This is a genomic window from Chitinophaga caseinilytica, from assembly GCF_038396765.1.
GTDB classification, from domain to species: Bacteria; Bacteroidota; Bacteroidia; order Chitinophagales; family Chitinophagaceae; genus Chitinophaga; species Chitinophaga caseinilytica.
Genome location: NZ_CP150096.1, coordinates 17465 through 40654 on the forward strand (window position 1 = coordinate 17465; position 23190 = coordinate 40654).

The window sequence follows — 23190 nt, forward strand, 5'->3', positions numbered from 1 at the left end:
TTGATTACGGGATCGTTACGCCTTGCGTTTTAACCGGCTGATCGAGCATCCAGTTGCCTTTGTTCATTTCGTTCAGGAAAGTCTTGGTACGGTACACCGTGGGCCGCAACACCTTTTTCGGATGCGTGGCCAGCCAGTGCTGCCGCGTTTGGGTATAGGCGGAGATCCATGCTTTTTCATCGCCACCACGCAGGGGCGTCCGCTCCGCGAACCGCGCGCGCAGAAATCCCGGAACGGTGCCGGAATGGATGAAACTGTCGTAAATCACCAGCAAGCTCAAAGGCAATGCAAACTGTTCGGCGAGGAAAAAGTGCATGGCCGGGGCGAAATACAGGATCTCGAAAGTTTCATCCTGCGCCTGGCGCATCAGCGGGTCTTGCTGGGCACTCACTTTCAGGAGGCGCTTGAATTCCTTGTCGTCTACCAGCGGCACCGTCCCGATCTTGGGCAGGTACTGCCGGAAAGCGTCCGCGAACATACCGTTCAGGTCTATGTATCGCCCGATGAGATTGCGGAGATTCCCCTGCTCGGTGGTCTGGCTGCGGCCATAGGTGATCTGGCGCGAGCCGTGCCGCCCGTCGGGGAAAATGGCGATCGCGTCGTATTCGCCTTCGGCCGATCCCGTTTCGAACACGTTCACGATGGCAATGATCTTCTGTTTGATAGCTGGAGTAATCATGATGAAATTATTGATGGGTTATTTTCCTTCTTTTTCCAGTTCGCGCTTCACGCCGCGCAACACGTCTGCATGCCCGATCTGGGGGCTCCCCCTGTCCAGCGCCTGCAAACACACATATTGCACCACGTTCAGTATGTGCGACCCCGTTAGCTCGAACTGCTCCGCGATCGCCTTGAGGTCCACATCTTTCTGCAGCTTCGCCGCCGCCGGGAACGCTTTCTTCCACAACAGCAACCGGTCTTCCGCCCGTGGCGGCGGGAAATAAATGATGGAATTGAACCGGCGGATGAACGCATCGTCCATATTGTTCTTGAAGTTGGACGCCAGGATCGTGAGGCCGGCGTGGCTTTCGATCCGCTGCAACAAATACGACACTTCCTGGTTGGCGTACTTGTCGTGCGCATCCCTGACGCCGGTCCGCTTGCCGAACAGGGCGTCGGCTTCGTCGAAAAACAGGATCCACGATTTATCCTCCGCCTTGTCGAACAACGCGGACAGGTTCTTTTCCGTTTCTCCGATGTATTTGGACACTACCGACGACAGGTCTACCCGATACACATCGCGCCCCGTGTATTTGCCGAGGAGCGTGGCGGTGAGGGTTTTGCCCGTTCCCGGCGGACCGTAAAACAAGGCCCTGTATCCGGGTTTCAGTTTCCTGCCCATGTTCCAGTCCTGCATCAGCGCGCCCTGGTGCGTGATCCAGCTTTCCAGTTCGCGGATCTGGGAGCGCACGCCGTCGGGCAGCACGAGATCGTCCCATTCCAGCAGCGTTTCGATGTATTCTGCGGGGAATTGCATGCTGAGTTTCGGGCGGGCGATCCGGCCGGTCATGAACACTTCCGCATATTCCGGGTCGGCCATGAGTCGGCCGCTGAGCGCGGGTTCCCCGGCGCGGACGGGCTCCAGCGACAATATCCGGCTCCTGAACAGATAGCTGCCATCCCCGAAAAGCGGCAGCAGCCTGAGCCTTAGCCCGGCGTCGTTGCCGGCGAGGAGGAACATGGCCGTTTCTCCGGTCGGTAAAGTACCGCGGTGATGATTGCCTTTCATGCCGCCGAATTCCGGGAATTCGCCGCCCTGCGGGAGGTACGATTGCACGATGTTATCGAAGAAACCCGCTACCACGCCGGGCGCCAGGGCACAGGCGAGCAGCAGCAGTTCTTCGGAGGCGAGCTCCGCATGGCGGACGTACCGTGCAAATGAGCTGTCGTCGCTTTCCGCGGGCACGGGCGCATCGGGACGGGTGAAGGGGGTTTGGCGGAAGTGGTTTTCCAGCCGCGCGAGGGTAAAGGCTTTGAGGAATTCGAGGGTATGAACGAGGAAGGGTTCCTGCAGGCCATTGCCGGAAGCGCGCGGGGGTTTTATGTTGGATGTTTTAAGCATATGCGGTTCCTCCGTCTTCTGATGGGTTTGCGGGCCGTTCCGGGAAATCGCCCGGCTCTCGCTGCGGTGTGGGGAAATCACCCAGTTCCACCTTGCAAAGCTCGATGCCCGGGTCGTCGTAAATAACGGATACGTTGGATTGGGGGATGCGCAGCATGATGGCCACCTGTTCGCGGAATAAATTGAAATGCCGCAGGCGCGCCGCTTCCGCGGGATTGTTCATGATGCCGCCCCCTACGTCGCGGAAGCCTCTGCGGCCGCCGGTGGCGTAGTTCGTACCGTTGGTGGTAAAATATTCTTCGGCGTTGCCGATCATATGACCGAATTCGTGGGTGATGTCTGTCCTGTCTGCCGTTCCCCAATCCGTCATGCTCGACGTTCCGCCTACGCCGGCCCGCCCGCCGGTAGTGCCGCCGGCGCCTTGCGGGTTGATGGAATAATGCGCGTCGGCTGCTCTCCGCTGCCATTGAATATCCACATGGATGGGCATTTTGCAGGGGCCGAGCCTTGGTTGCACGGGCTGTATCCGCAGGTACATATGGTTGCTCCACCTGCTCTCGATCGCCGCGGCCCAGGCTCTTTGTACAGCAGGCGTGGCCGTGGAATGGAGGCGCATGATGAGATTGGCCCGTCCGCGCAGCGCGTCCAGCACAATGTTGAATCTCGATGTCCAGTTGAAAGTACCGTTCCAGGCGGCGTAAGCGGCAGGTGCACCGGAAATGGTTTCCGTCCGGGCTTCAGACACCTCGCGCGATTGCCGCAGGCGGAACGGCCATTGGTAGCGTTGGATTTTTTTACGTGCCAGCGTACCGCGCTGCTGTACCACATGCGTGAGCTCGTGCGCCAGCAATTGGCGGCCGGCATGGCTGTGGGGCGCGTATTCCCCATCGTTGAAGAAAATATCGTTGCCGGTGGTGAAGGCCCTGGCGCTGAGGTTCCTGCTGAGCTGGCCGGCGTCTCCGCCGGCATGCACGCGCACATTCCCGAAATCGCTGCCGAAGCGGTTTTCCATGAACCCGCGCGTTTCGGCGGGCATGGGCTGTCCGCCGCCGCGCATGCCATTGATGGCGCTTTCCGTTCCCGCGCCCACGGCGGGCGCCGGCGTGTCTCCGGAACGGTGGGCCTCTTCTTCCCCTTCGCAGGCCGCGCATTTGCGTTGCGCAGCGGGCACCGTCACCGGCGTGATCCGGTCGGCCAGGGGCATGCGGTGCAACTTTTCGTCTTCCTGCTCACAGGCGGCGCATTTCCGCTGCACGGAAACGCCGGCTCCGCCGAAAGTGGCCTGGGGCGCGGGCATCCGCATCACATGGTCGGCCATCGCGTCTGCCTCTTTCTCATGTGCGTCTCCCGGCTCGTTGACGGCGAGCTTGGCCTGGAAGAACGGCATCCCGCGCGGAGCGGCGGCATGAGCGGCCGCCGGGGTCGCGCTTCTTTCCTTTTTCATCCGGATGCATTTTAAGTTTCGTCAAAAGCCGCACGCCACATGGGCGCGCGGCTTCATGAGTCCTCCTGTGATAAAAGGGCGCCGGCATATCCGCCAGCCTTCCCTCCTATTTTTTCTTTCTGCGCAGCAGCAGGAACAGAATGATGATGATCAGCAACAACAGCAGCCAGATCAGCCACTGCGGCAGCCCCATCACCGATCCCGGCTCCTTGCCCGCGTTTTCGAGCTTGCCGGTATAGATTTCGTGGCCCGCCACAACGAGTTTCGTTTCCTCTTCGATCTTTCCACCGAAGGTGATCGTATAACTACCGTCCTGATGGTCTACCACACTTTGAATGGTAATGTTGGGATTGGATACGGAGAAAGCGCTTCCCATGGCCGGGCCCAGATACATTCCGTAGCTCGTGATCGGTCGGAAAGTCATCACCAGCGTACCATTTACGATTTGCGTCACCACGTTGGACGCTGCCATGTCAACATCCCCGAAAGCCACATACACCGCTTCGGTGAACGTGCGCTCCAGTTTGCCCATGGCAGGTGTTTCCGCCGTAACGAAATACACGATCTGGTACACGCCGGAAACATTCAGGCTGTCGAAAGTGCCTTCATATTTACCATCGGCCACGTGGCTGAGGGTTACGATATTGCTGTTGCCTTTGAACTGGGCGCGGAAGGCGGAATCCTTCATCAGCTCTTCCCATTTCTGCACGCCGGGCGAAGTGGAATCAGCCGCGTTGGGTTTGATGATGAGCGCATTGCGCGCCAGTACGTCTCCCACGTCTTTTCCTGGCCCGATCACCGCTGCTTTAACGATGGCGCCGGTCAGCGGAATCTGCAGGCGTGTGAGGTTTACGGTCAGCTTCAGCTGGTTCTTCACGCGGGGGGCTTTGGGAGCGAAGGAACTGGTAATATCCACATAATGGTCGTCTGCCACTACATTGAGGCCCAGGCGAAGGGATTTCGGAACGTTGGCCGCAACATGGGTAGCGGCCACGCCGATCACCGGTTCGAAATAAGCTACTTCCCAATCCCCGCCGGATGTCAGCGTATCTTCATTCGCGCCGAAATCGAACACGAGCAGGAAGTTGCGGGTGGAATTGCCCACATAGCTCAGCCGGGCTTTCTGCGCGATGTTCAAACCATTTTTCTTTACTTCGATCAACTGGCGGAGATAAGGCAGCTGGGTGGAAGAGAATTGCATGTTCCCGGTGAATTCCAGCACCAGTTTGGGTACATCCTTGTTCAGCGAGAATTTCGCCAGTTCGGTACGCCCGGCGCTGGACACGAAATTCACGGAGGAGGTCACCAGCTGTGGACTGAATTCGGACAGCATGTTGATAAACTGCTGCGTGAAGCCGCTGCCCATGCTGAGGGAGCCATCGTCGTCGCCGCCGGGCTGCGGTGTATAATCCATACCATTCAGGGTGGTATTATACTTCCCGCGGTTATTATTCGCCAGGTTCATGAGTACGGTGTGGTATTCGCCGGCGGGACTGCCGATACCGATCGTGGCGATCTTGATGCCGCCCGCCCCACCTGGGAACGGCGGCTGGCCTTCAATACCGTTCCCTTCCGTCAACACATACGGATGGATGTTCTGCTCCCCGTCAGTAAACAGCAAAATACCGCGGGCACGTTGAGGCGTATTAAGCTTTCCTACGGCTTCCTTCATACCCAGGCCTATCGCCGTCATATCGGCGGGGTTCACGGTCGCAAGCTCACCAGTCACGATAGCGGGGAGCGTTCCGTCCACGTTTTTCAGGACGGCACAGCAGGGAGAAACCGGCGATACATCGGTATGGAAATACACGATCCCCAGGCGGCTCCCGGGAATGGCGTGCTCCTTGTACATATTGGAAAAGTTGGACACGGCATCCTTCAACGCCTGCCAGCGCGAGGGCGAAGTGGGCTCACCACTCGTTCTCGAAGTCATACTACCGGAACGGTCGAGCACGAGCACGAGATCGAGCGGATACACGGCTTCGAAAACCACTTTGATCTGCGCGGAATTGACGGCGATGTCCGCAGAAGGATTGTCGACATCGCGCACGCGGATATTGATTTCCCAGGCACCTGCCACCAGCGGCGTTCCTTCTACCGACATAACGCCGGTCGCAGGCGTAGAGGCACCTTCATCCGCCGGAAACTTGCCTTTCCAGCCGTCTTTCTTGAAACCGAATTCCCCGGGATCAGGACCGGAAAGGCCCGGAGGCGCAGGGTCCTGAATCGTCCATTGCACCTGGCCCAACGCGCCGCCCACACCGATGGTGATAGACATGGGCGGAATGGGATCGCCGACTTTCACCGCCGGCAAATTGATCGTCTGCGACGACCCGATGTTGACGGTGTACTGGCTGAAAACCAGGCTGGGGAAAATGAGCATCAGCAAAAAACCGAGAAGTTTTCTGCCACGCTTCCAAACAATGTAATTGGGAGTCTTCATGATATGTGTGTTTTAAAAAATTTTCATATCCAGTTTACGGCCAGCAGCTGCTCCATCCACGACAGCCGCACCATCGAGCAACTCCACGGCAGCCGGTTGATGAGCACGTCCTGCGCACGTTTTTCCATTTCAAGCTGCAAGCCGTCAGACGTGGTCCGCAGCATGCCGGGGCGCTGCAGGAAGCCTTCGCGCAAGCCGTCGCGGCCCGTGTTTTTGAGGGCGCTCCAATGGCTGAGCACGGCGTCGAGCAATTCGTTGCAGGCGTCCAGCATGGCGGTGGTGGCGGGGGCGATGGCTTCGAGGGGTTCCTCCGGCGCCATGCCTGCCAGTATTTTATGGAAAACCAGCCGGTATTCGGGAAGGTCGGCATCGTTGTCGGAAAGGTAGCCGAGCAGGCGAACGGCGGTCTGCCGGCCGCCCGGTGCCCAATCCTTACCTTCGCGGCAACCGGTGCTGGCAAAGAGTTCCGACAGGAAAGGATGCAGCAGCACCAGGCCGGCGGCTTCTACGTAAAGGCCTTCCGAATCGGGTGTTATATTCGGTTTGGTAATTTCTTTTGATGACGGTGACTTTCGGGGCCTGGGGTCAGTCTCCGGATCCACCGTTTTTTCTCCGGGGATGGGTGCGCGCCGTTCCGGAGCAATTTCGTTTTCGTCTGTAAACCATGTTGATGCGAGGAAAGCTTGCAGCGATGGGCGTTTCACTTCCCAGGCTTTATCTGACAGGAGATTGCACAGGCTTTCCGGGGTTTGATGTTGGGGGAAGATCCATTCCCATTGGCCTTGGGTGATCCCGGAGGTGGCGGGCGACTGCAATACGAGCGCCCAGTATCGTTGGCGGAACGCAGGGAAAAATCCGGGAAACCCTTGCGCGGCGGTACCCAGCAATTCCCATTCGGCCAGCAATTCCTTGAAATCCCATCCCATTTCTTCAGCTATCCTCAACAGCACCGGATCTTCCAAAGTTTGTATGCAGCGGACGCATTCCGCGGAGATGTAAATATTGCCGGGGATGGAAGTTGCATTCTCCATCGCCTTTCCATTTTCAATCGCGTGCCGGATTTTCCGTATATCCGATCCCGTTACATGCTGCTGGAACAATTTGCCGAAAGCATCTTTTCCATCTTCCGCGTACCACCATGGCAACCGGCCTTCCGCCAGGAAAAAGAGGAACGCGGCGAGCGGTGCTTCTTTCCCGTCCAGCAATGCGGGGGGTAATCCGCGGCGGGGATCATTTGTGGATTGTTTTTCTCCGTTTGATGAAGGGTTTAACCCGGAATCGGGATTTCTATTTCCGGATGACGGGGTGGAAGATTTTCCGGTGGAAACAAGGTCCCCCTGCGCGGAGGCCTCCTGTCGTTTCACCCGCAAACCCTCTACCAGCCGCTCCCGCAGCCGGTCGCCGGCTTCCTTCCTGAAAGCTTCCTTTCCACCGAAAACACCCAAATCGATTTCCAGCCGGTCGATCACCAGGTGTTCCCCGCTTTTGTCTGCCTCCCGGAAACACGCTTCCAGCACAGGCAACAGCAGATCGCGGTGGAAATCCGCAGTAGTGCGGTCCCATTCCCAGGCCGGATGCCCCGTCCGGGCCGTCAGCTCAAACAGCTGGCGATGGATCATATGACGGAGGTCATTCATTTTCAGCAGCGGCGGTTATATCATTCAAAACAGCCACCAGCGCATCGCGCGGCGCCTGTAACTGTGCTATGTCCGTTTCATCGGTCAGCCACGCGTTCTGCCAGGCCAGCCAGGCCGTTTCGAAGCGCGTGAAACCCGGAGCGCCAACCGGAGCGCCCGGCAGCTCACGGTCTACCCAATAAATCCGCGGCAGCACATGCGCCGGACAAGCCGTCCGCACCTGCTTTTCCGCGAACCGGCGGAATTCGGGATCGCGGTATTTCGCCGGCATGATCTCCTGCAGAGGCCCGCCGTTGAAATCGTTGGCGTAACCAGAAGGAAATACCACGCTCACCTGGAAAGAATAAGGATCTCCCGCATCGGGGATCACCAGTTCCGGCGCAGGCGCGTCGCCCGGCGCGAGCAACAGGTGCTCCGTCAGGTATAGCCCTTCGCCGCTGAACAGCCGGTTCAGCATCGTCCAAATCTCGCGCAGGCGCGCCTTTGCGGCTTCCATCGTCGGTAAGGCAGTGCCAGACGACGCCAGTACCGTATCGGCAGATTGCATCAATTGTACATTGAACGCATTCCCCGCCGGAACGATGCGGTAGTTTTCCAGCTTCAATCCCTTTTTCAATGCCAGCCGGATGCCGCCTTCCGCTGCGGCCACCGCCGCGGGATCGTTGGCGCCGGTATATACACCTTCACTCACGAGCAAAACCGTTCCTGCGTGAACAGCTGCCGAAAACAGCCGGAATTTCTTTTGAATGGGCGGCGGCTCGTCGAACACTTCGAAGTAATCCATGAAAGGCGCCAGCAGCGGCCTTTTCTCCTGCACCACGATTTCCAGCAAATGGCTCAGTTTCCTTTCCAGCGGCGAAAGCGCGTACCGTTGCCAGTGGCCGCGGATGGCCGCGGTAATGGCTGCGATGTCTGCATTGGCCGTAGGAACGTCGGGGTACTGTGCCACGGAACGCCCGTATGGCGGCGCATCGGGATGTTCGCGCAACTGCAGGTGGAACGGCGCGGCGCCGGGCCGGGGGGCAAAGCCTTCGCTGTAGCGCGCCAGGCTCATCGCGGCGGCCGCCTGCATGAGGGCTTTCATCGCCGTTTCACGGGCGTGGGCGGAGCTCGGCTCCTCTTCAGCGGTATACCCGCGCAGCAACGGTTGCCCGGCGGCGTTGAGGACCGTCCAGTTGTATTGCCCGGCCGACAACGTAATGTCTACCAGCGAATCCTGCATCCAGACCGGGTTCCCGAAAGATTGCGCCCTGTGCCGGCTCAACACCGGCAACGCGTAATAAAATGCGGATTTTTCCCGGATGAGCTGCAACGACGCCTTTTCCATCTGCGCCTGCTGATGCGCCAGCAAATCTCCCAGCAACAAAGGCGTAGCTTCATCCGGCTGCAAGGCGTCATGGAACGCGAAGCTGGACGTATCGTTCATATTCTCCCCGAACGCAGCCAGCAGGTGGTTCAACACCCGGTTCCGCCGTTGCTGGAACTGGACGGGCGTTTCCGCCGCCGTTTGCAATGCGCTCTGATAACCGTCTCCCAGGATCAGTTGCGCCTGCGGCAATTGCGGCAGCGCCTGGTTGAAAATGGTACGGTCGATGTCGGGGCTGGCGGAGAAGAAAGAATTCAGGTTGGCGAGCTGACTGGTCAACCCCGCCGTCAGCTGTTCGAAAAACAACATGTAGCCCTGCAACTGCAGCGCCTGTGCCTTTCGCAGCGTAGTCGCGGAATCGGGGAGCCCCGCGGAGCCCACCCCATATACCAGCGGCAGATCTTCCTGGATGGGATAATAATCCTTCACGGGAATATTTTCACCGGCAGGCAGCGCCAGGTCGTCGCCCGTGCCCAGACTGCCGTTCAGCCAATCGTCTTTCAATTGTTCCACGCGGGCCAGCACCTGATCCCAGTCGTACGGAACGGGAATCCCGTTCCGGAATAAGGTAATGCGTGATTTGGAATAGCTCAGATGCGGGATGTGTTGCTGGCTGTTGGCGAGGCACAGGGTGTCGCGGGCGGTTTCGGTGACGATGCGGTTGTCTATGTACAAAGACATGCCGAGGCTGAGCACCGACACGATCCTCCGTCCGTTCACGTTTTCGCGGACGTTCACGTCTTCGTTGCCCGCGTTGCGGTGGCGGAGGATGATGCGCAGGATGTCGGAGCTGAACAGGCGTTCCGGGAGGTTCGTGGCTACGAGTGTTGCATCGGGAAGAAATCCCCCGTGCAGCGGCGGCCCTTCAAACAGCTCGTCTACCGGAACATCGGCACCCATCTCCGAAATCCCCTTGATCACCGCCACCGGCGTAATATGCTGGTCGATATTGAACAGGATGGACGCGATCAGTTCTTCCGGCGCTACGCCTGCATTGATCTCGATCCCCGCCGCTATGGCCACTTCCTGCAGCCGGACGGGCTTGAAGGTAGCGAAGCGCTCGCAAAGGTTCCGGTATCCGCGCATGTAGACTTCCACGGTGCGGACGGCCGTAGATGCGGCGATCACCCAGCGGTTGTACTGCTTGAGGAGCGATTGGTCGGCCGGGGAATTGTCGCCCAGCGTGGAAATATGCGTTTGCAGCGCCTGCAGCACTTTCGGGACCTGTTGCAATGGGTCGGCCAGCGGCGTATTGATTTGCACCACCACTACCAGTTCCGTCACCGAAGCGGCGGGCGGCTGGTAATTGACGTTGATGCGTGCGAGGTAGGAAGTGGAATTCTCGATCAGCGCCCAGTTCGCGCCCCCGCCCAAATCCTGGAAGGTGACGGTTTGCAGCTGGATGTCGGTGCTGAACGGCCGAACGGCCGCTTCGTCCCAGAACGGCAGCGCCACGTCTATCGAAACATTCACGATCTGCGGCGGATCGGGCGGTGTGCTCACGTCTACGTTCAGCTGCACGTTGAAGGTATTGGTGTTGAGCTGCTTGTCTTCGAATTCGAGGAGCACTTTCAACAATCCTCCCAGCGTAGCATCCACCGGAAAAACCCACGCGTTCCGCACCAGCGGATGATCGATGAGGGTTTTGCGGAAATCGTTGATGGTGAGCGGCGCCATGGGCAATACCACGCCCGGGGTGGGACTTTCCTGTCCCTTCCCGCCGGCATCGCTCACCAGCAGGTCGCGCATGGGAATGCCTGCTTTGAGCCCCACTTCAGTGAGGGCGTAGCAGCAGGCCTCCAGCAGCGTGATGCCGGGATCGCTGAGGTTGTGGTTCGTCCAGCTGGCGCCGGCCGCAGCCTGCAGCACTTTCAGCCCTTCCGCGCGCAACAGGTTGAAATCCTGCCCTTTCATGGGTGGCGCACCGGCCGGTATTTGCGTGATCGGTTCCATGATATATTATTTTCCTTCGAGCGCGCTTAATCTTTTTTCCAGTTCCTGCACGCGGTTGGTCAGTTCCTGGATGGCGTTTACCATGACGAATGTCAGCGGGCTGGCATTGAACATCACTACATCGTCTTCCTTGCCCGTCACTTCATCGATCGCTTTGCCGGTAGAAACCATGTAGGGGAAGATTTCGCGGATTTCCTGCCCGATGATGCCGAATTCTTCATGGTCTGTGGAAGTATTGTATTTGCCGTTGTAGCGGTAACGCACGGTGCGTACCTTCATCAGTTTCTCCAGGCCATCTTCGAGGTTGCGGATATCCTGCTTGGCTCGGAAGTCCGACAGATCGGCCCAGGTGCCGCCACCGCGGGTTTTGGCGGCATGGCCGGACACCTGCAGCATGTGGTTGTTGCCGTTCACATCGTTCATGATGGAGCCGGGCAGCAATGCGTTGGTGTTCACGAGCACCGCGCCGCTGGTATGGAGCGTCATCCGGTTGGAAAGGCGGCTGTGGGTGAAGGAAATGTTCTGGGTGGAAGGCGCGTTGATAGACACGTCGCCGTTCGGGCCCTGGCGGAGGGCGTAGTTGTTGGCCTGTACAACGTGTGTAGCATGGCCGAACACCGCGAAATCCGTAAAGCCGGAAGCGCCGTTGGCTACGGCCGCATTCCCGAACTTGGCCAGATCGATGGCCGTGGGGGCCACGGTGTTGAAGCGCACTTCGAGGCGCGCGGTGGGCGCAACGTTGCCGACGTTAATGCCCACATTACCGGCGCTGTAACCGACGTTCGGGGTGTTGTTGATCTGTTGGAACACCTCGTTCCCGCCGCTGATGGCGCCCCAGGTTGCGCCGTTGTGCACCTGCACCTGGCCGCTGTTGAAACGCAGCGTGCCGGCTTTGCCCTGTGCCGTGTCTGCGAGGTTGATGCCGCCGGGAATGTTGAGGTTGTGGGTGAGCGCATCTACCGTCACCGCGTCGTCCGTTTTGCAGACGAAGGAGTCGATCAGGTCTTCGAAGTCTTTACCGGTCGGGCGCTCACCGTCCCGGAACTCCTGTTTCAAATGGGCTTTGCTACGTTCTGCCATGATGCAAGTTTTTTAGGATTAAGAAAAAATGATGAAATCGAGCCCGATGACCATTTGCCCGATGCCGTCCTGCAATCCGCTGCAGGTAATGGCCCCGTCGGGCAGCGCCATGATGCGGTGGCTTCCGTTGGAAACCAGGATGGCGTCCGGCCGGGTGGCCGAAGCAACGTCTACCGGTTCCCCGATCACGAAGTCGACGCCGATGGCCTTTCCTGCGATGGTATTGTCTTCCGAAGATGCGATCGCCGGTTCGGGCGTGATCCCCACGATGAAATCCGTCCCGATCTTCATATCGCCGATCCCTCCGCCCAGTACCGTATCATGACGGTGGTAAAGGGCGAAGTCGACGATATAATTCACGTAATCGCGCCCTTCGATGAACGACTGTATCTCCGATGCGTGCAGTTTGCCGCCGAAAACGATGTCTTGCCCTTCGTCGTACGCCCATGGGCTGAGGAAGCGTTTCAGATCTTCTTCCAGCACCTGGCCGTAATATCCGGGATCGAATCCGGGGTTGAAGCTGACCTGGCAATCGATCAGCAGGGTTTCGTATGTCGGGTTGTCGATTTGCAGGTTGACGAACGGCGAAGTGAACGCCCCCGTGAGAAAATCTCCCATTTCGCGCAGCTGATGCAAATTCGCTTTTGGCTGCAAGGGGTCGCCGGTCGGGCGTTTCCTCCAGTCCGGCACCACCACCATCCGCACTTGTCCTGGTTCCATCCAGCCGTCGCGCGTGTTGTGCGGAATGCATTTCACTTTGTAGATGCCGGGGAAATATTCCAGCAGCATCCGTTCGTAATCTTCGGTAGACACGGCCCTGTTCTTATGCCGCAACCGTTCGCTCACACGGCGGTAGAACGAAGTGTCCGATTCCTGGCTTTGCCCGTCGAACGAAGCGAAAGGCTGCGTCACTTTCTTCAGCGACGGTATTTTCCGTACCAATTTGCTGATGGAGCCCGCTGCCAGGGGCGCCGCCAGGTGGGTTTCGAACCCGCCGCTGCCCGTTTCCGGCAACAGCAGGGTGGCGGTGGCGGCCTGCGTGAAAATGTCTTTCACAGATGCGGCCCCGCCAGGATTATCGTCTACATGCAGCCGCAGCCAGCGCATGCCCGAAGGCATCCTGCTGTGTTCCAGGCTGGCATCCGCGCCGATGTTGAGGCGGATGATGCCGGGGCGCTGCAGCCCGTTGGTGCTTTCTTCGAGAATATCGGTCCCCGTGATGGCCCGCCACTCGCTGCCGGAAAGGTAGCTCCAGTGCAAATCGGCGCTGCGCAACAGGGTGTCGCTTTCGAGGCTGCCTTCTTCGATCTGGAGGAGCAGCGAAACTGTCTGCGGCGCTTCGGCGCCTTCGAGCCCCAGGTACAGCGCGCCGCCGCCGGGATGCTCGGGCAATATGCCGGAAGACTTATGGGCGGCGGGTTCTGCCGGGCCGAACAGGTCTTGCAGAAAGAACTGGTCGATGCCGTTGGGCGCGTCGGGCAGGAAGGTATCTTTCGCCGTATAATCCATCGCCACGCTTTTGAGCACGGGATTGTAGGGCGTTTTGGGCAACGGAGGAGGCGTGCCGCTGGTCATTTTACTGATCGCGATGACCGTTTTCGTATATACGACAGGGTAAGTTTTATGCCCAAATGCTTCGAATGGTTCTTCCGCCGGCATATTGTCCAGCTCGGCGGCAGTCGGTGTTACGAGCGAAAGGCGGACGAAGCCCTGGTTCACATCGTGGGTGAAGCCGTCGCCCAGGGCCAGCGAGGGATTGCGGCGATAGGGCTGGGCGGCGGTCTGCGCCGTGAAAGTACTTTCGATGACGGTGATAGGCGCGGGCGCGAGGGGGTTGTTGCCCACGAACAGCAGCGCCTTGTTCAGCAGCCGGATGTCCCAGTTGCGGTTGTTCAGCAGGTGAACATCCGCCCGGAACACGCCGTTCTGCACATTATCGTTTCCATAACCTTCGTAGTATTCGCTGAAATCGGCCGGCGGGTCCTGCCATTCCAGCGTCAGCTTCATCGATGTCAAAGTTTTGCTGAACGCTTCCTGGCTGCCCACATAAAATGCCGAGCCGATGCGCGGCAGGCTGGTAAACGGCGAAACGGGTTTATCGGCCGCCTGCAGCGCCTGGTCGTTTTGGAGCACGAGTTTCTTCATCCCCTGCGCGCCCACGTCCAGCGTCACGTCTATCAAAGTATAGGCGCTCAGTTGCTCGATGAGGAAGCTTTGGGGCTCGAGGCTCACTTTCATGACGGGCCATTGCGTGCGGAAGGCGCCTTTGTGCACCGCTTCCTTATACGCGGTGATGGCAGGCAGTTCCACGGGAATGGTCACCGTCACTTCCAGCGTAGCTTCATTGTCTGCGTTCAGTTGCTGTACGCCTTTCGGTTTGAGCATGGCGTTGTAAGCGAAGTCTGCTTCCATCCATCCCTTTTCCGTACTCAGCGCCACTTTCAGGTGTGGCGTGATGATAACGGCGGTGGTGATGACGGGGGCTTTCATCCGAACGGTCATCTTAACCGTCCGCAGCCCTTCGGAAAGCAGGAGGTTCGGCGAAGCTGCGGCCCATCCGATGGTGGCGGTTTCCATCCGCCCGCTGTCTTCGGGGATGGGCAACTGCCGGGTACCGAGCGGCCGCCATGCGGTGCGCGTGCCGATGCGCACGGTGGATGCGTCCATCGACCGGAACAGGATGCTTTTGCCGTTGGTATTGAAATCGCGGTAGCTGTTGCGTAGCCCGCCGATTTTCGCTTGTGTGACCACCAGGTCGCTGTCGAGCGCGTAGTGGAGGGGTTTCCCGTTCTGTGCCTTGCCGCCGTCCAGTTCCGTGCCGGCTTTCAGGAGGAGGGGCTTCGCAAATTTCGACGGTTCGAACAATACATGCACTTTATCGGGCCGGGCGGAAGTACGGCGCAGGCGCAGTACTTCTTCGTAGTAATAATCGAGTCGTTTTTTGGTGAGCTGGTTGATGTCTGCACGAACAATGGAGAACGCCCTGAAATAAGCCATGAGCAAGGCCAGGTGGGGCGAAAGGTTCCCCGGGCCGGCGAGCATCGCCTGCAATTCGGATTCGCTGGCGCCGCTGATCTGTTCGAAAAACGCCTGCCAGTCGCCCTGCGGATACCGCTGTTCGTCGTAATACCGCACCTGTGCCGCCATTTTGTGGATGAACGCGGCGAGGTCGCCCAGGGTACGGCCGTCTACCGGAAGCGCGGCGGGGTCCAGGGCGGGCTGCGAGCGGCCGGGCTGATTCAGGCCGTCGGCCGACAGCAGGTACTGCAAGATATGTGCGGATGCGCTCATGTTATTTTTCGGTTAGATAGAACGGGTAAACAAGGTTGTGGCGCGCATTGGTGCTTCTGATCGTGTAATCGACGATGATGATCACTTTCCCGGCTTCGGCGGGGTCTTGCTGCAATACTACTTTATTGAGCTGGATGCGCGGTTCATACACGATCAATGCGGTTTCGATTTCCGACTGGATGGCCGTAGCCGTGGTGGTGCCGAGGGATTCGAAGATCCAGCGGTCCCTTTTCCAGCCGAAAGAGGGTTGCATCACCCGTTCCCCCAATTCGGTGGAAAGAACGATCGAGATGCAGCTTTCGATGTCGGCTTCGGCATCGAGCATTTTTACCGACTTGTCCTGTTTGGAGAAACTGGGCGGGAAGCTCCAGCCTCTTCCGAGAAATGCGTTTTCCTGGGGCATAACAAATCTTTTTAAACGTTAACCGCCGATCATGACGGTAGGGCATCCGATGGCGATGGAACCGCCGTGCGCCGTGCTGTCTCCCATCCGCGCCGCGGGCATCCCGCCGATCATCACGGTGGCGGAGCCTTTCACCACGGAATCCGGCGGACCGGTACACGTGCACATATCGCCCACGCGCAGGGCCGGCATCCCGCCGATCATCACGGTAGCGCCACCGGGAGGCAGTGCGGGCCCGCCTACATGCGGCACCGTTCCTGTTACCATGGGGCAAATGTGCATATCGCCCACTCTTGCGGCCATTGACATAATCGGTCAGTTTATTTGTACCATCGTCCCTTTGATCACGGTATTGGCGCTGGAGCTGATCTCCATCCCTGCCGAGCCTTCCGCCTTGAACTGCGTGCCAGCCTTGGCTTCAAACCCTGTGGAGCTTTCCAGCTTGATGCTGCCGGAAGCTTTCATCACCAGGTCTTTCGCGCTTTCGATCGTGATCCCGTCCTGGGACAGTACGATTTTGTTATCGTTTTTGTCTTTAATCGTGACCTCGCCAGCGTCTTCGTCGAGCGACACCAGGTGCCCGCCGGGCGTATCGATGACGAGGGTCTTTTTATCGTCGTTGAAAAGGATGCGCATACCGCTGCGGGTAAACAATCCTTTTTCGTGATTGTCGTCTTTAGGTTCCAGCGGTGCTGCTTTGGCGCTGCTGTGCAGGCCGCCGAGCACTACGGGATAACGGGGATCGTCGTCCAGGAAGCCCACCAGCACTTCATCTTCCAGTTCGGGCAGGAAGCAGGTGCCGCGGTCGCTGCCGGCGTCGAGTGTGCAAACGCGGGCCCAGACGCCGTCGTCGCCCGTGTCTACGGAGGGGATTTGCAGCAGGATGCGGCCTTCGCCGTCGGGGTCGCCTTCCAGGGCTTTGACGATGGCGGTGTGCAAGCCATTGATCCCGGGCAGCAGGGCGCCCGCGGGCTTTGCCTGAACAGGGAATTTATCTGCGTGCTTTTCGGGATGCATACCCAATTGCAGCTCCACGGTCCAGTTCCCCGCGGCGATTTCGTGCCGGACGCCGCTCACCCAGGCCATTCCGTTCATCCGGGAGCCCATACCTTCGAGGGCTACGGTGATACCGGGCATGGCGGAAGAAAACCCCTGCACCTGGGCCCTTCCGCAAAGGAAGGCCATCCGGCTGCGGAGCGCGGCGGCGTCGGCCCATTGCTGTACTTCTTCTTCTTTCAGTCCTGCCGGCTGGCGCAGCGTCACGAGCGGCAGGCCCATGTCGGCAGCTGCGAGGTCCCCGGGCGTCGTCCATTCCGGTTCGGTGGATTCGGCTTCCAGCAAGGCCTGCTGCGCGGGGTCCCAGCTTTGGGCCTTCACGCTGCCGTATTGCAGGTAACCGTCTATTTCGCCGTCGAATTCCAGGAGATTGGTGCCGAAACGTAAGGTGGCGACGCCTTCTGCTTCCACGGCGGGTTTGATAATGTCTATCTTGTCGAGATTGGCCACTGCAACAAACCCCAGCGCATCGAGCCGGGTGATGAGGAAATCCCAGTCGGTGGCGTTGTATTGCACCATTTCGGCGTGCGTAACGGGCGTGTCTTCGATCTGGCCGGTCAGTTCCTGCGCGTCGAGGATGGTGGCGGCGATCTCGCTGTCTTTCTGGTCTTTGAACAGCGCCGATTTCCGGCCGATGGCAAGCAAAGAGCTTTTGTGCCGGCATTCCACCTGCAATTCAGACGAGTGCTGGCGCAGGCGCAGGGAATGCGAGGCCACGAGGCCGGTGAAAATGATCTCTTCCAGGCCGTGGTAGCCGGCCGTAATTTCTATTTCGTTGCCGGGAAGGAAGAGTTCCCCGGCGCTGACGGGCCAGTCTGCCAACGCCGCGTCGCCGTCAGACACAACCAAAGTTGCGCCGGCGATGCGGTTCGCCTCGTTCCAAACCGTGATGGAAAGGATAGGGATATCCCCCGTCACCAGTTCGCCGTTCACCGTTACGGTAAACGTTACCAGGCTTGTTTCCTGTTCGATCGGCAGTAACGTCTCGTCACTCATTTTCCATCTTTTTTAACAGGCGGAAAGAATATTTCGGAACCTTCCTTCAACCTGCGGAAATTGTACATTTTGTTCGCCCGCGCCACTTCGATGTAAGTATCCGGTGTTCCGTAAATGTCCTGGCACAGCAGCTGGATATTGTCTCCGGCGATCACCTGGCGAACGTGCGTGAGGTCTGGCGAGCTTTTCACTTCCTTCTTCTCCCGCAACATATCCTCGATCGAACCTTCGAAACCTGCGCGGGCTTCGGCGCGCAACGGCGTACCGTCGGGCTTGAAGAGTTTGTAGGTGATGGACAGCGTGCTCAAAACGCCCGTGAACACGAGCTTTCCCCAATTCAGCTGTACACGCCGCGGCCGGTGCTCCTTTCCTTCGAACAGATACACCACTTTCGCGAATTTCTGCAACTCGGTCATCACGTCGTATTCATCGCCGCCGGCGATGAGGTCTGCAATGGCACCGGCGATGGGCACATTGTCCAGCGGACCGGCCGGTTTCGGCACCACGCCCGTTCCGTCGAACAGGAACGTGAATTCCAGTCCGGGCGGCGAGGTATGTGTGTACCGGGCTACCGATCCGGAGTTGCCGGGTGCGGGGCGGCGGTTGTAATTGACGCGGTAATTGATCGCGTAATTGTCCGGGTTTACCTGCACCATGTACTTGTCGCCGTCGGCATCGCTGAGAACGGGTGTGTCCTTGGCTTTCGTTGTGGGCTTGAAAGCGCGGATGATCATTTTCTCCAGCTTTCCGCCGCCAAATACGGATTCGAGCATGTTAACGTTCTTTTTGTTTCTTCAATAATCGCATGACCTCTTCGGTGCATGCCGCCACGATCTGCTGAATATCGGGTTGGGACGAGGAGGTGGCGCCTCCGCCAGATGATGTTCCCGCAGGGCCGGATTGTCCTGATTGGGGTTCTTCGACCCTGGCGCGGATCACGAGTTCCCGGATTTCGATGGGCATACGCGGTGGTTTTTAGATGCCGATATTGACGTCGAGCGAGGCAGTGAGCCCTGCGGCCAGGTCCAGCCCGACGCTGATGGGGTCGTAGTACTTGAAATACTGGTAGGAAAGCGTCAACGTTTCCACGACGATCTCGTTGTTGCCCGCGTTGAAGGAGCTGACTTCGAGTTTTTTGGGGATGGCGTTGATGAGGTACCAGTTATACAGCGGTACATGATCGGCGTTCATCAGGGAAATGAGGACGTTGCTGGGTTTGAACCGGAATTCTTCCAGGCCTTGCCGTGCCCAGTGTAGCACGCCGGAGCCGAGCATTTTTCCGCGTTTCAGCGTTACGTCACCAAATTTGGAGCGAACGGGGAGGTTGTGCACGAAGCGGTGCTCGCCGCCTTCGGCTACGGTTTCCATCTCCAGGTCCACCGAAAGACCAGACACTTCCTGGAAGCGCACGTCTTGCGGGAATTGCGGAATGATCTCGAAAAGGACGAGGAAATGAAAACCGACCTGTGGGGTGTCAAAGGCAGACATATGCTATTCGTTTTGGATCACCAGGCCTTCATGTGCCAGTTCGATGGATTCTATGGCTACTTCGTTGCCGTCAGATTTGAGGTCTGAGCTTTGCACCTTGATCGGCCATGCATTTTTGACTTTCCATACTACCACGGGCTCGTGGTTTTCGTTCAGCAGGCTGATGGTGACGTTGCGCCGTTCGATGGTGTTGAGCGCCACGGTGTTCCACCAGTCGTAGAACTGATTATCACCTTTAAAAGTGCCGCGTTTCATGGTGATGTTGCTGTATTTGACCATGCCCGGCATTTTTGTTTTGACATATTCCGGGCTGGCACCGTCGCGGTACTCGATCGGGTCTATCTGGACGTCGAGGCCGGATACTTCTGTGAACCCGATGTTTGCCCCACCCCATTCAACCTGGAAGTGGAATTTGGGAAGCGGATAATTCGCCATAACTCATTTTTTTATTGAATGGATGATTGAATCAGGATTCCTGCATTTTGTGGCTGAACCGGAGCACGATGAATTCCGCAGGACGAACGGCAGCCATTCCGATCTCCACGATCAGCCGGCCCTCGAGGATGTCTTGCGCGGTCATCGTTTCACCGAGGCCCACTTTTACGTAAAACGCCTGTTTGGTGGTGGCACCGGCCAATGCGCCCTGGCGCCATTGCAGCGTCAGGAAGTTTTCGATCATGGCGCGGATGCGCACCCAGGTGTTGGCGTCGTTGTTTTCGAATACGAAAGGCTCCGATGCTTTTTTGGTCGATTCTTCCACATAATTGAAGAACCGGCGGACGTTCACATATCGCCATTCGTTATCGTTGCCGGCCATGGTCCGTGCGCCCCAGACGAGGATGCCCTTGCCCGTGAACGCCCTGATAGCATTTACGCTCTTTCCGTTGTCGTTCACGTTCAGGCCGCTTTGCTCCAGGTCGTTCAGTTTGACGGCAGGCGCCACTACGCTGCGGAGGCTCATATTGGCAGGGGCTTTCCACACACCGCGGGTACGGTCTGTAGTGGCATACACGCCGGCCACGGCGCCCGAAGGCGGCAGGTAGCTCATCTCCAGTTTCACCCGGTCGTTCACCGCTTTAAAAAACGGGTGTTGGGTGAACAGGAGCGTTTCGGCATTGTCTGTACGATTGATCGCATCCTGCAACACGGCCATAAAGGCATCGGCTATTTTTTCGAAAGCCTTGTGAAGGGTAACGGAGTTGGCCACGTTCTGAACGGTTGCCAGTGGCGTGGGCCCTGAATACGGATTCATTTCCGGCTGGATGGTGGTAACGTTGGCGCCGGCAATCCAGTCGGTTGTGCTGATATCGGTATAATCGGTATGCACCATGGCTTCGGTGCGCGGCGGTGCGGGGAACGATCCGAGCACAGCGGCGTTTTTCTCGAAAGAAACGAGATTGACGAGTTGTAAACGCAGATCGGTGTTGGCTTTCAGTTTGTTCAGCACGATCGTCATGTCGGGCGTGTTCCCTCCTTCAATTTCCAACCGCCGCATGGCCAGCGCCACATTACGGACAAAAGTTATCAGCGGAACGAAGGCTGTGCGGGCATTTGCCACCGTAGTTGCCGTCATGACGCCCAGGCGGAGGGTTTCGAGATGTGCGCTAATAGGATTGTAGTTGCTGCGATTGAGCACCGGCGCGGGGATCTTGGAGAATACTCTCCCCTCTTCAACAAGCCGGTCGCGCAGCGTTTGCACCATCGTGCTCAGCGCGGGAATGATGTTATTGATCGTAGCAGGAGGAATGGCCACGTTCCCATTGTCGATGAATGCCAGCTGGGTAAAAAGCAGTGATTTCGGGTACGACGATTGCAGCCAGGGATAATATGCCGCGGCATATTTCAGCTCCTGGTTGCCGGCGCGGTCGCGGAAATTCCCAATCGGGTTTTCGGCGTGATTCAGGGGAAGTTGTCCGCCGGGGATGTCGAGGATCGCGAAGCGGTCCTGCAATTTCGAGCATTGCTGGATGGCGGCCTGGTGGAAGTTTCCGGCGTTCGTGAAATCGGGCGTGCCGTCGCCTTCTTTCAGCGCACCGGTGTCTGGCGCGCAAATGAGCGTGGGCTCGTCTTCCCGCGCAATGGCGGCCAAACCGCCGAGCAGGCCTGTAGTGGCGTTGCCGAGCGTCACATCTGTCGTGAAATTCCCAACGGAAACCACGTAGCAGGGGCCGCCACCGTTATCGAAGAAATGCTGCATGGCGTCGAACAGGAAAAACTTCCGTCCGTTTACCGGCGTTACCGTCGCGATATTATTCTGTGCGTCCAGCTTTACGGTGTAAGTGGCGGGCGTGTAAGCGCCGCCGAAAAGCGATGTAAAATCCAGCATCGACGTGAGGCGGATGGGCCGGTTGATGAGGGTTTTACCCGCGGCATCGGCCGTGAGGGCGGTGTGGCCGATGAATGCGGGGATGGCTGTGGCCACCGCCGCTACGGAGGGCGGTATCAGCGAAAGTTCTTCGACGAATACGCCTGGGGTTTTATAATCCATATCCGTTCAGATTAACAGATGAAAGTATCAGGATTCCTGCATTTTGTGGCTGTACCGCAACACGATGAATTCCGCCGGCCTCACCACGGCCATTCCAATCTCTACGATCATGCGGCCTTCGAGGATGTCTTGCGCGGTCATCGTCTGTCCCAGTCCCACTTTCACGTAAAATGCGTGTTCCGGTTTGGCGCCTGCCAGCGCGCCTGCGCGCCACTGGAGGATGAGGAAGTTCTCGATCATGGCGCGCACCTTCACCCAGGTGTTGGCGTCATTCGGCTCGAACACGAAGGGTTCCGAAGCTTTTTTGGTCGATTCTTCCACCATATTGAAAAACCGGCGAACGCTCACATAGCGCCATTCGTTATCGTTGCCCGCCAGCGTGCGCGCGCCCCATACGAGGATGCCTTTTCCGCTGAAAGACCGTATGGCGTTCACGCTTTTGCCGGTGGTGTGAACGTTCAGGTTTTCCTGCGCATCGTCGCTGAGCGTCACCATGGGTTTACGGACGAAGCGGAGGCTCGTGTTGGCGGGGGCTTTCCACACGCCGCGGGTAGCGTCTACCGTGCAATACACACCGGCGATGGTGCTGCTCGGCGGCATTACGACCGGCATATCCGCGATCGTATTTTTGATCTGGTGGTACAGTTTATTGGCGACGTGGTACAGTGAATTCTGTTCGGTGGCCGGGGTGGGATTGAAGAGCCGCAGTACCATGGCGCCCGGCACGGGATTGCCGTTCAGCGAACCGGTGATGGTTACGGCTTCTTCGTTGTAATTCAATGTGAGCGAGGTTTCCAGGTGCGGATAGTAAGCCGCTCCATAGAGCAGGTTGTTGTTGCCGATGAGCATCCGGAAGCCATTGGCGTTATCGTCGATCACGTTGGTATTGGCGGGATTGGTGTAATCGAGATGACCGTTGAACACGTCCATGATCACGAACCGGTCTTTCAAATCCGCGCACTGTGCGAGCGCGAGGCTGTTGAGATTGTAGAAATCGCCCTGGGGGAGGATTTGCCCGTCCGGAAACACCAGCAGCGTGGGCTCGTCTTCTTTGGCGATGGCGGCGAGGCCGGCGGTGTAGTTACCGATGGTGGCGGCCGGAGGGGTGGCCGTATCCGGCCCGATAGACACGATGTAGCAGGGGCCGCCGCCGTTGGAGAAGTACATCTGCATGGCATAGTACATTCTGAAAAGCGCCGCCGGAGCGGCGGGGGGCGTGGCTACGACGTGTGTTCCGTTAACGGTGTTGACGGCAGCGGTGAAAGTTTCGAGCCTGGCGCCGAAGATGGCTTCGTACTCAACGAGCGAAGTAATCCGTACCGGCTTGTTGACCAGCGTGTTGCCATTGAGCGTGGTGAGCCGGGTGTAGCCGATGAAGGCCGGGATGGCGGTTTCCACCTGGGCTACAGACGGCGGGAACTTGGGTACCTCGTCGATGTAAACGCCGGGTGTTTTAAGGTTTGCTAAGTTTAACATGATCGGT

Annotated in this window: 17 protein-coding genes; all 17 read right to left on the reverse strand. The window is 58.3% G+C overall.

All coding sequences use genetic code 11. The annotated features are described in order from the left end of the window. Window positions 1–4: 4 nt before the first annotated feature. Window positions 5–679, reverse strand: a complete 675-nt coding sequence (locus WJU22_RS00085; protein WP_341841292.1) for a chitosanase — start codon at window positions 677–679, stop codon at window positions 5–7. An 18-nt stretch (window positions 680–697) separates the two neighbouring features. Continuing rightward, complete coding sequence (locus tag WJU22_RS00090; protein ID WP_341841293.1) at window positions 698–2062, reverse strand: ATP-binding protein; 1365 nt, start codon at window positions 2060–2062, stop codon at window positions 698–700. Then, window positions 2055–3506, reverse strand: a complete 1452-nt coding sequence (locus WJU22_RS00095; protein ID WP_341841294.1) for a DUF4157 domain-containing protein — start codon at window positions 3504–3506, stop codon at window positions 2055–2057. The genes WJU22_RS00090 and WJU22_RS00095 overlap by 8 nt, the downstream gene beginning before the upstream one ends. A 106-nt stretch (window positions 3507–3612) precedes the next feature. Further along, a complete protein-coding gene (locus WJU22_RS00100; protein WP_341841295.1) occupies window positions 3613–5949 on the reverse strand; it encodes a vWA domain-containing protein in 2337 nt (778 codons plus the stop codon). A gap of 23 nt (window positions 5950–5972) precedes the next feature. Beyond that, complete coding sequence (locus WJU22_RS00105; protein ID WP_341841296.1) at window positions 5973–7586, reverse strand: contractile injection system tape measure protein; 1614 nt, start codon at window positions 7584–7586, stop codon at window positions 5973–5975. After that, window positions 7579–10905: a hypothetical protein gene (locus WJU22_RS00110; protein ID WP_341841297.1), complete on the reverse strand. Its 3327-nt coding sequence runs from the start codon at window positions 10903–10905 to the stop codon at window positions 7579–7581. Before WJU22_RS00110 ends, WJU22_RS00105 begins: the two co-directional genes overlap by 8 nt. 6 nt (window positions 10906–10911) lie before the next feature. Beyond that, a complete protein-coding gene (locus tag WJU22_RS00115; protein WP_341841298.1) occupies window positions 10912–11985 on the reverse strand; it encodes a tail fiber domain-containing protein in 1074 nt (357 codons plus the stop codon). An 18-nt stretch (window positions 11986–12003) separates the two neighbouring features. Continuing rightward, window positions 12004–15276, reverse strand: a complete 3273-nt coding sequence (locus tag WJU22_RS00120; protein WP_341841299.1) for a baseplate J/gp47 family protein — start codon at window positions 15274–15276, stop codon at window positions 12004–12006. A 1-nt stretch (window position 15277) separates the two neighbouring features. Continuing rightward, the gene (locus WJU22_RS00125) at window positions 15278–15679 is read right to left on the reverse strand and encodes a GPW/gp25 family protein (protein WP_126247612.1); all 402 of its coding nucleotides are present in this window, start codon (window positions 15677–15679) and stop codon (window positions 15278–15280) included. An 18-nt stretch (window positions 15680–15697) separates the two neighbouring features. Next, complete coding sequence (locus WJU22_RS00130) at window positions 15698–15988, reverse strand: PAAR domain-containing protein (protein WP_126247614.1); 291 nt, start codon at window positions 15986–15988, stop codon at window positions 15698–15700. Window positions 15989–15994: 6 nt separating this feature from the next. Further along, complete coding sequence (gene vgrG / locus WJU22_RS00135; protein ID WP_341841300.1) at window positions 15995–17731, reverse strand: type VI secretion system tip protein VgrG; 1737 nt, start codon at window positions 17729–17731, stop codon at window positions 15995–15997. After that, window positions 17728–18504: a hypothetical protein gene (locus WJU22_RS00140; RefSeq protein ID WP_341841301.1), complete on the reverse strand. Its 777-nt coding sequence runs from the start codon at window positions 18502–18504 to the stop codon at window positions 17728–17730. Before WJU22_RS00140 ends, vgrG begins: the two co-directional genes overlap by 4 nt. Window position 18505: 1 nt before the next feature. After that, window positions 18506–18694, reverse strand: a complete 189-nt coding sequence (locus WJU22_RS00145) for a DUF5908 family protein (RefSeq protein WP_341841302.1) — start codon at window positions 18692–18694, stop codon at window positions 18506–18508. Between the two features lie 12 nt (window positions 18695–18706). Next, a complete protein-coding gene (locus tag WJU22_RS00150; protein WP_341841303.1) occupies window positions 18707–19219 on the reverse strand; it encodes a phage tail protein in 513 nt (170 codons plus the stop codon). A gap of 3 nt (window positions 19220–19222) precedes the next feature. After that, window positions 19223–19654, reverse strand: coding sequence for a phage tail protein (locus tag WJU22_RS00155; protein ID WP_126247623.1), 432 nt, complete (start codon window positions 19652–19654; stop codon window positions 19223–19225). A gap of 31 nt (window positions 19655–19685) precedes the next feature. Next, window positions 19686–21707 (reverse strand): phage tail sheath C-terminal domain-containing protein, encoded by a 2022-nt coding sequence (locus tag WJU22_RS00160; protein ID WP_341841304.1) that lies wholly within the window; start codon window positions 21705–21707, stop codon window positions 19686–19688. Between the two features lie 27 nt (window positions 21708–21734). Next, complete coding sequence (locus tag WJU22_RS00165) at window positions 21735–23183, reverse strand: phage tail sheath family protein (protein WP_341841305.1); 1449 nt, start codon at window positions 23181–23183, stop codon at window positions 21735–21737. Window positions 23184–23190 lie beyond the last annotated feature (7 nt).

What these genes read in the sequence shown, in the direction of transcription:
- WJU22_RS00125 (WP_126247612.1), bottom strand. Translation starts at nt 15,679, where the DNA reads ATGCCCCAGGAAAACGCATTTCTCGGAAGAGGCTGGAGCTTCCCGCCC.
- WJU22_RS00165 (WP_341841305.1), bottom strand. Translation starts at nt 23,183, where the DNA reads ATGTTAAACTTAGCAAACCTTAAAACACCCGGCGTTTACATCGACGAG.
- WJU22_RS00100 (WP_341841295.1), bottom strand. Translation starts at nt 5,949, where the DNA reads ATGAAGACTCCCAATTACATTGTTTGGAAGCGTGGCAGAAAACTTCTC.
- WJU22_RS00140 (WP_341841301.1), bottom strand. Translation starts at nt 18,504, where the DNA reads ATGCTCGAATCCGTATTTGGCGGCGGAAAGCTGGAGAAAATGATCATC.
- WJU22_RS00130 (WP_126247614.1), bottom strand. Translation starts at nt 15,988, where the DNA reads ATGTCAATGGCCGCAAGAGTGGGCGATATGCACATTTGCCCCATGGTA.
- WJU22_RS00145 (WP_341841302.1), bottom strand. Translation starts at nt 18,694, where the DNA reads ATGCCCATCGAAATCCGGGAACTCGTGATCCGCGCCAGGGTCGAAGAA.
- WJU22_RS00090 (WP_341841293.1), bottom strand. Translation starts at nt 2,062, where the DNA reads ATGCTTAAAACATCCAACATAAAACCCCCGCGCGCTTCCGGCAATGGC.
- WJU22_RS00110 (WP_341841297.1), bottom strand. Translation starts at nt 10,905, where the DNA reads ATGGAACCGATCACGCAAATACCGGCCGGTGCGCCACCCATGAAAGGG.
- WJU22_RS00120 (WP_341841299.1), bottom strand. Translation starts at nt 15,276, where the DNA reads ATGAGCGCATCCGCACATATCTTGCAGTACCTGCTGTCGGCCGACGGC.
- vgrG (WP_341841300.1), bottom strand. Translation starts at nt 17,731, where the DNA reads ATGAGTGACGAGACGTTACTGCCGATCGAACAGGAAACAAGCCTGGTA.
- WJU22_RS00115 (WP_341841298.1), bottom strand. Translation starts at nt 11,985, where the DNA reads ATGGCAGAACGTAGCAAAGCCCATTTGAAACAGGAGTTCCGGGACGGT.
- WJU22_RS00105 (WP_341841296.1), bottom strand. Translation starts at nt 7,586, where the DNA reads ATGAATGACCTCCGTCATATGATCCATCGCCAGCTGTTTGAGCTGACG.
- WJU22_RS00160 (WP_341841304.1), bottom strand. Translation starts at nt 21,707, where the DNA reads ATGGATTATAAAACCCCAGGCGTATTCGTCGAAGAACTTTCGCTGATA.
- WJU22_RS00155 (WP_126247623.1), bottom strand. Translation starts at nt 19,654, where the DNA reads ATGGCGAATTATCCGCTTCCCAAATTCCACTTCCAGGTTGAATGGGGT.
- WJU22_RS00095 (WP_341841294.1), bottom strand. Translation starts at nt 3,506, where the DNA reads ATGAAAAAGGAAAGAAGCGCGACCCCGGCGGCCGCTCATGCCGCCGCT.
- WJU22_RS00085 (WP_341841292.1), bottom strand. Translation starts at nt 679, where the DNA reads ATGATTACTCCAGCTATCAAACAGAAGATCATTGCCATCGTGAACGTG.
- WJU22_RS00150 (WP_341841303.1), bottom strand. Translation starts at nt 19,219, where the DNA reads ATGTCTGCCTTTGACACCCCACAGGTCGGTTTTCATTTCCTCGTCCTT.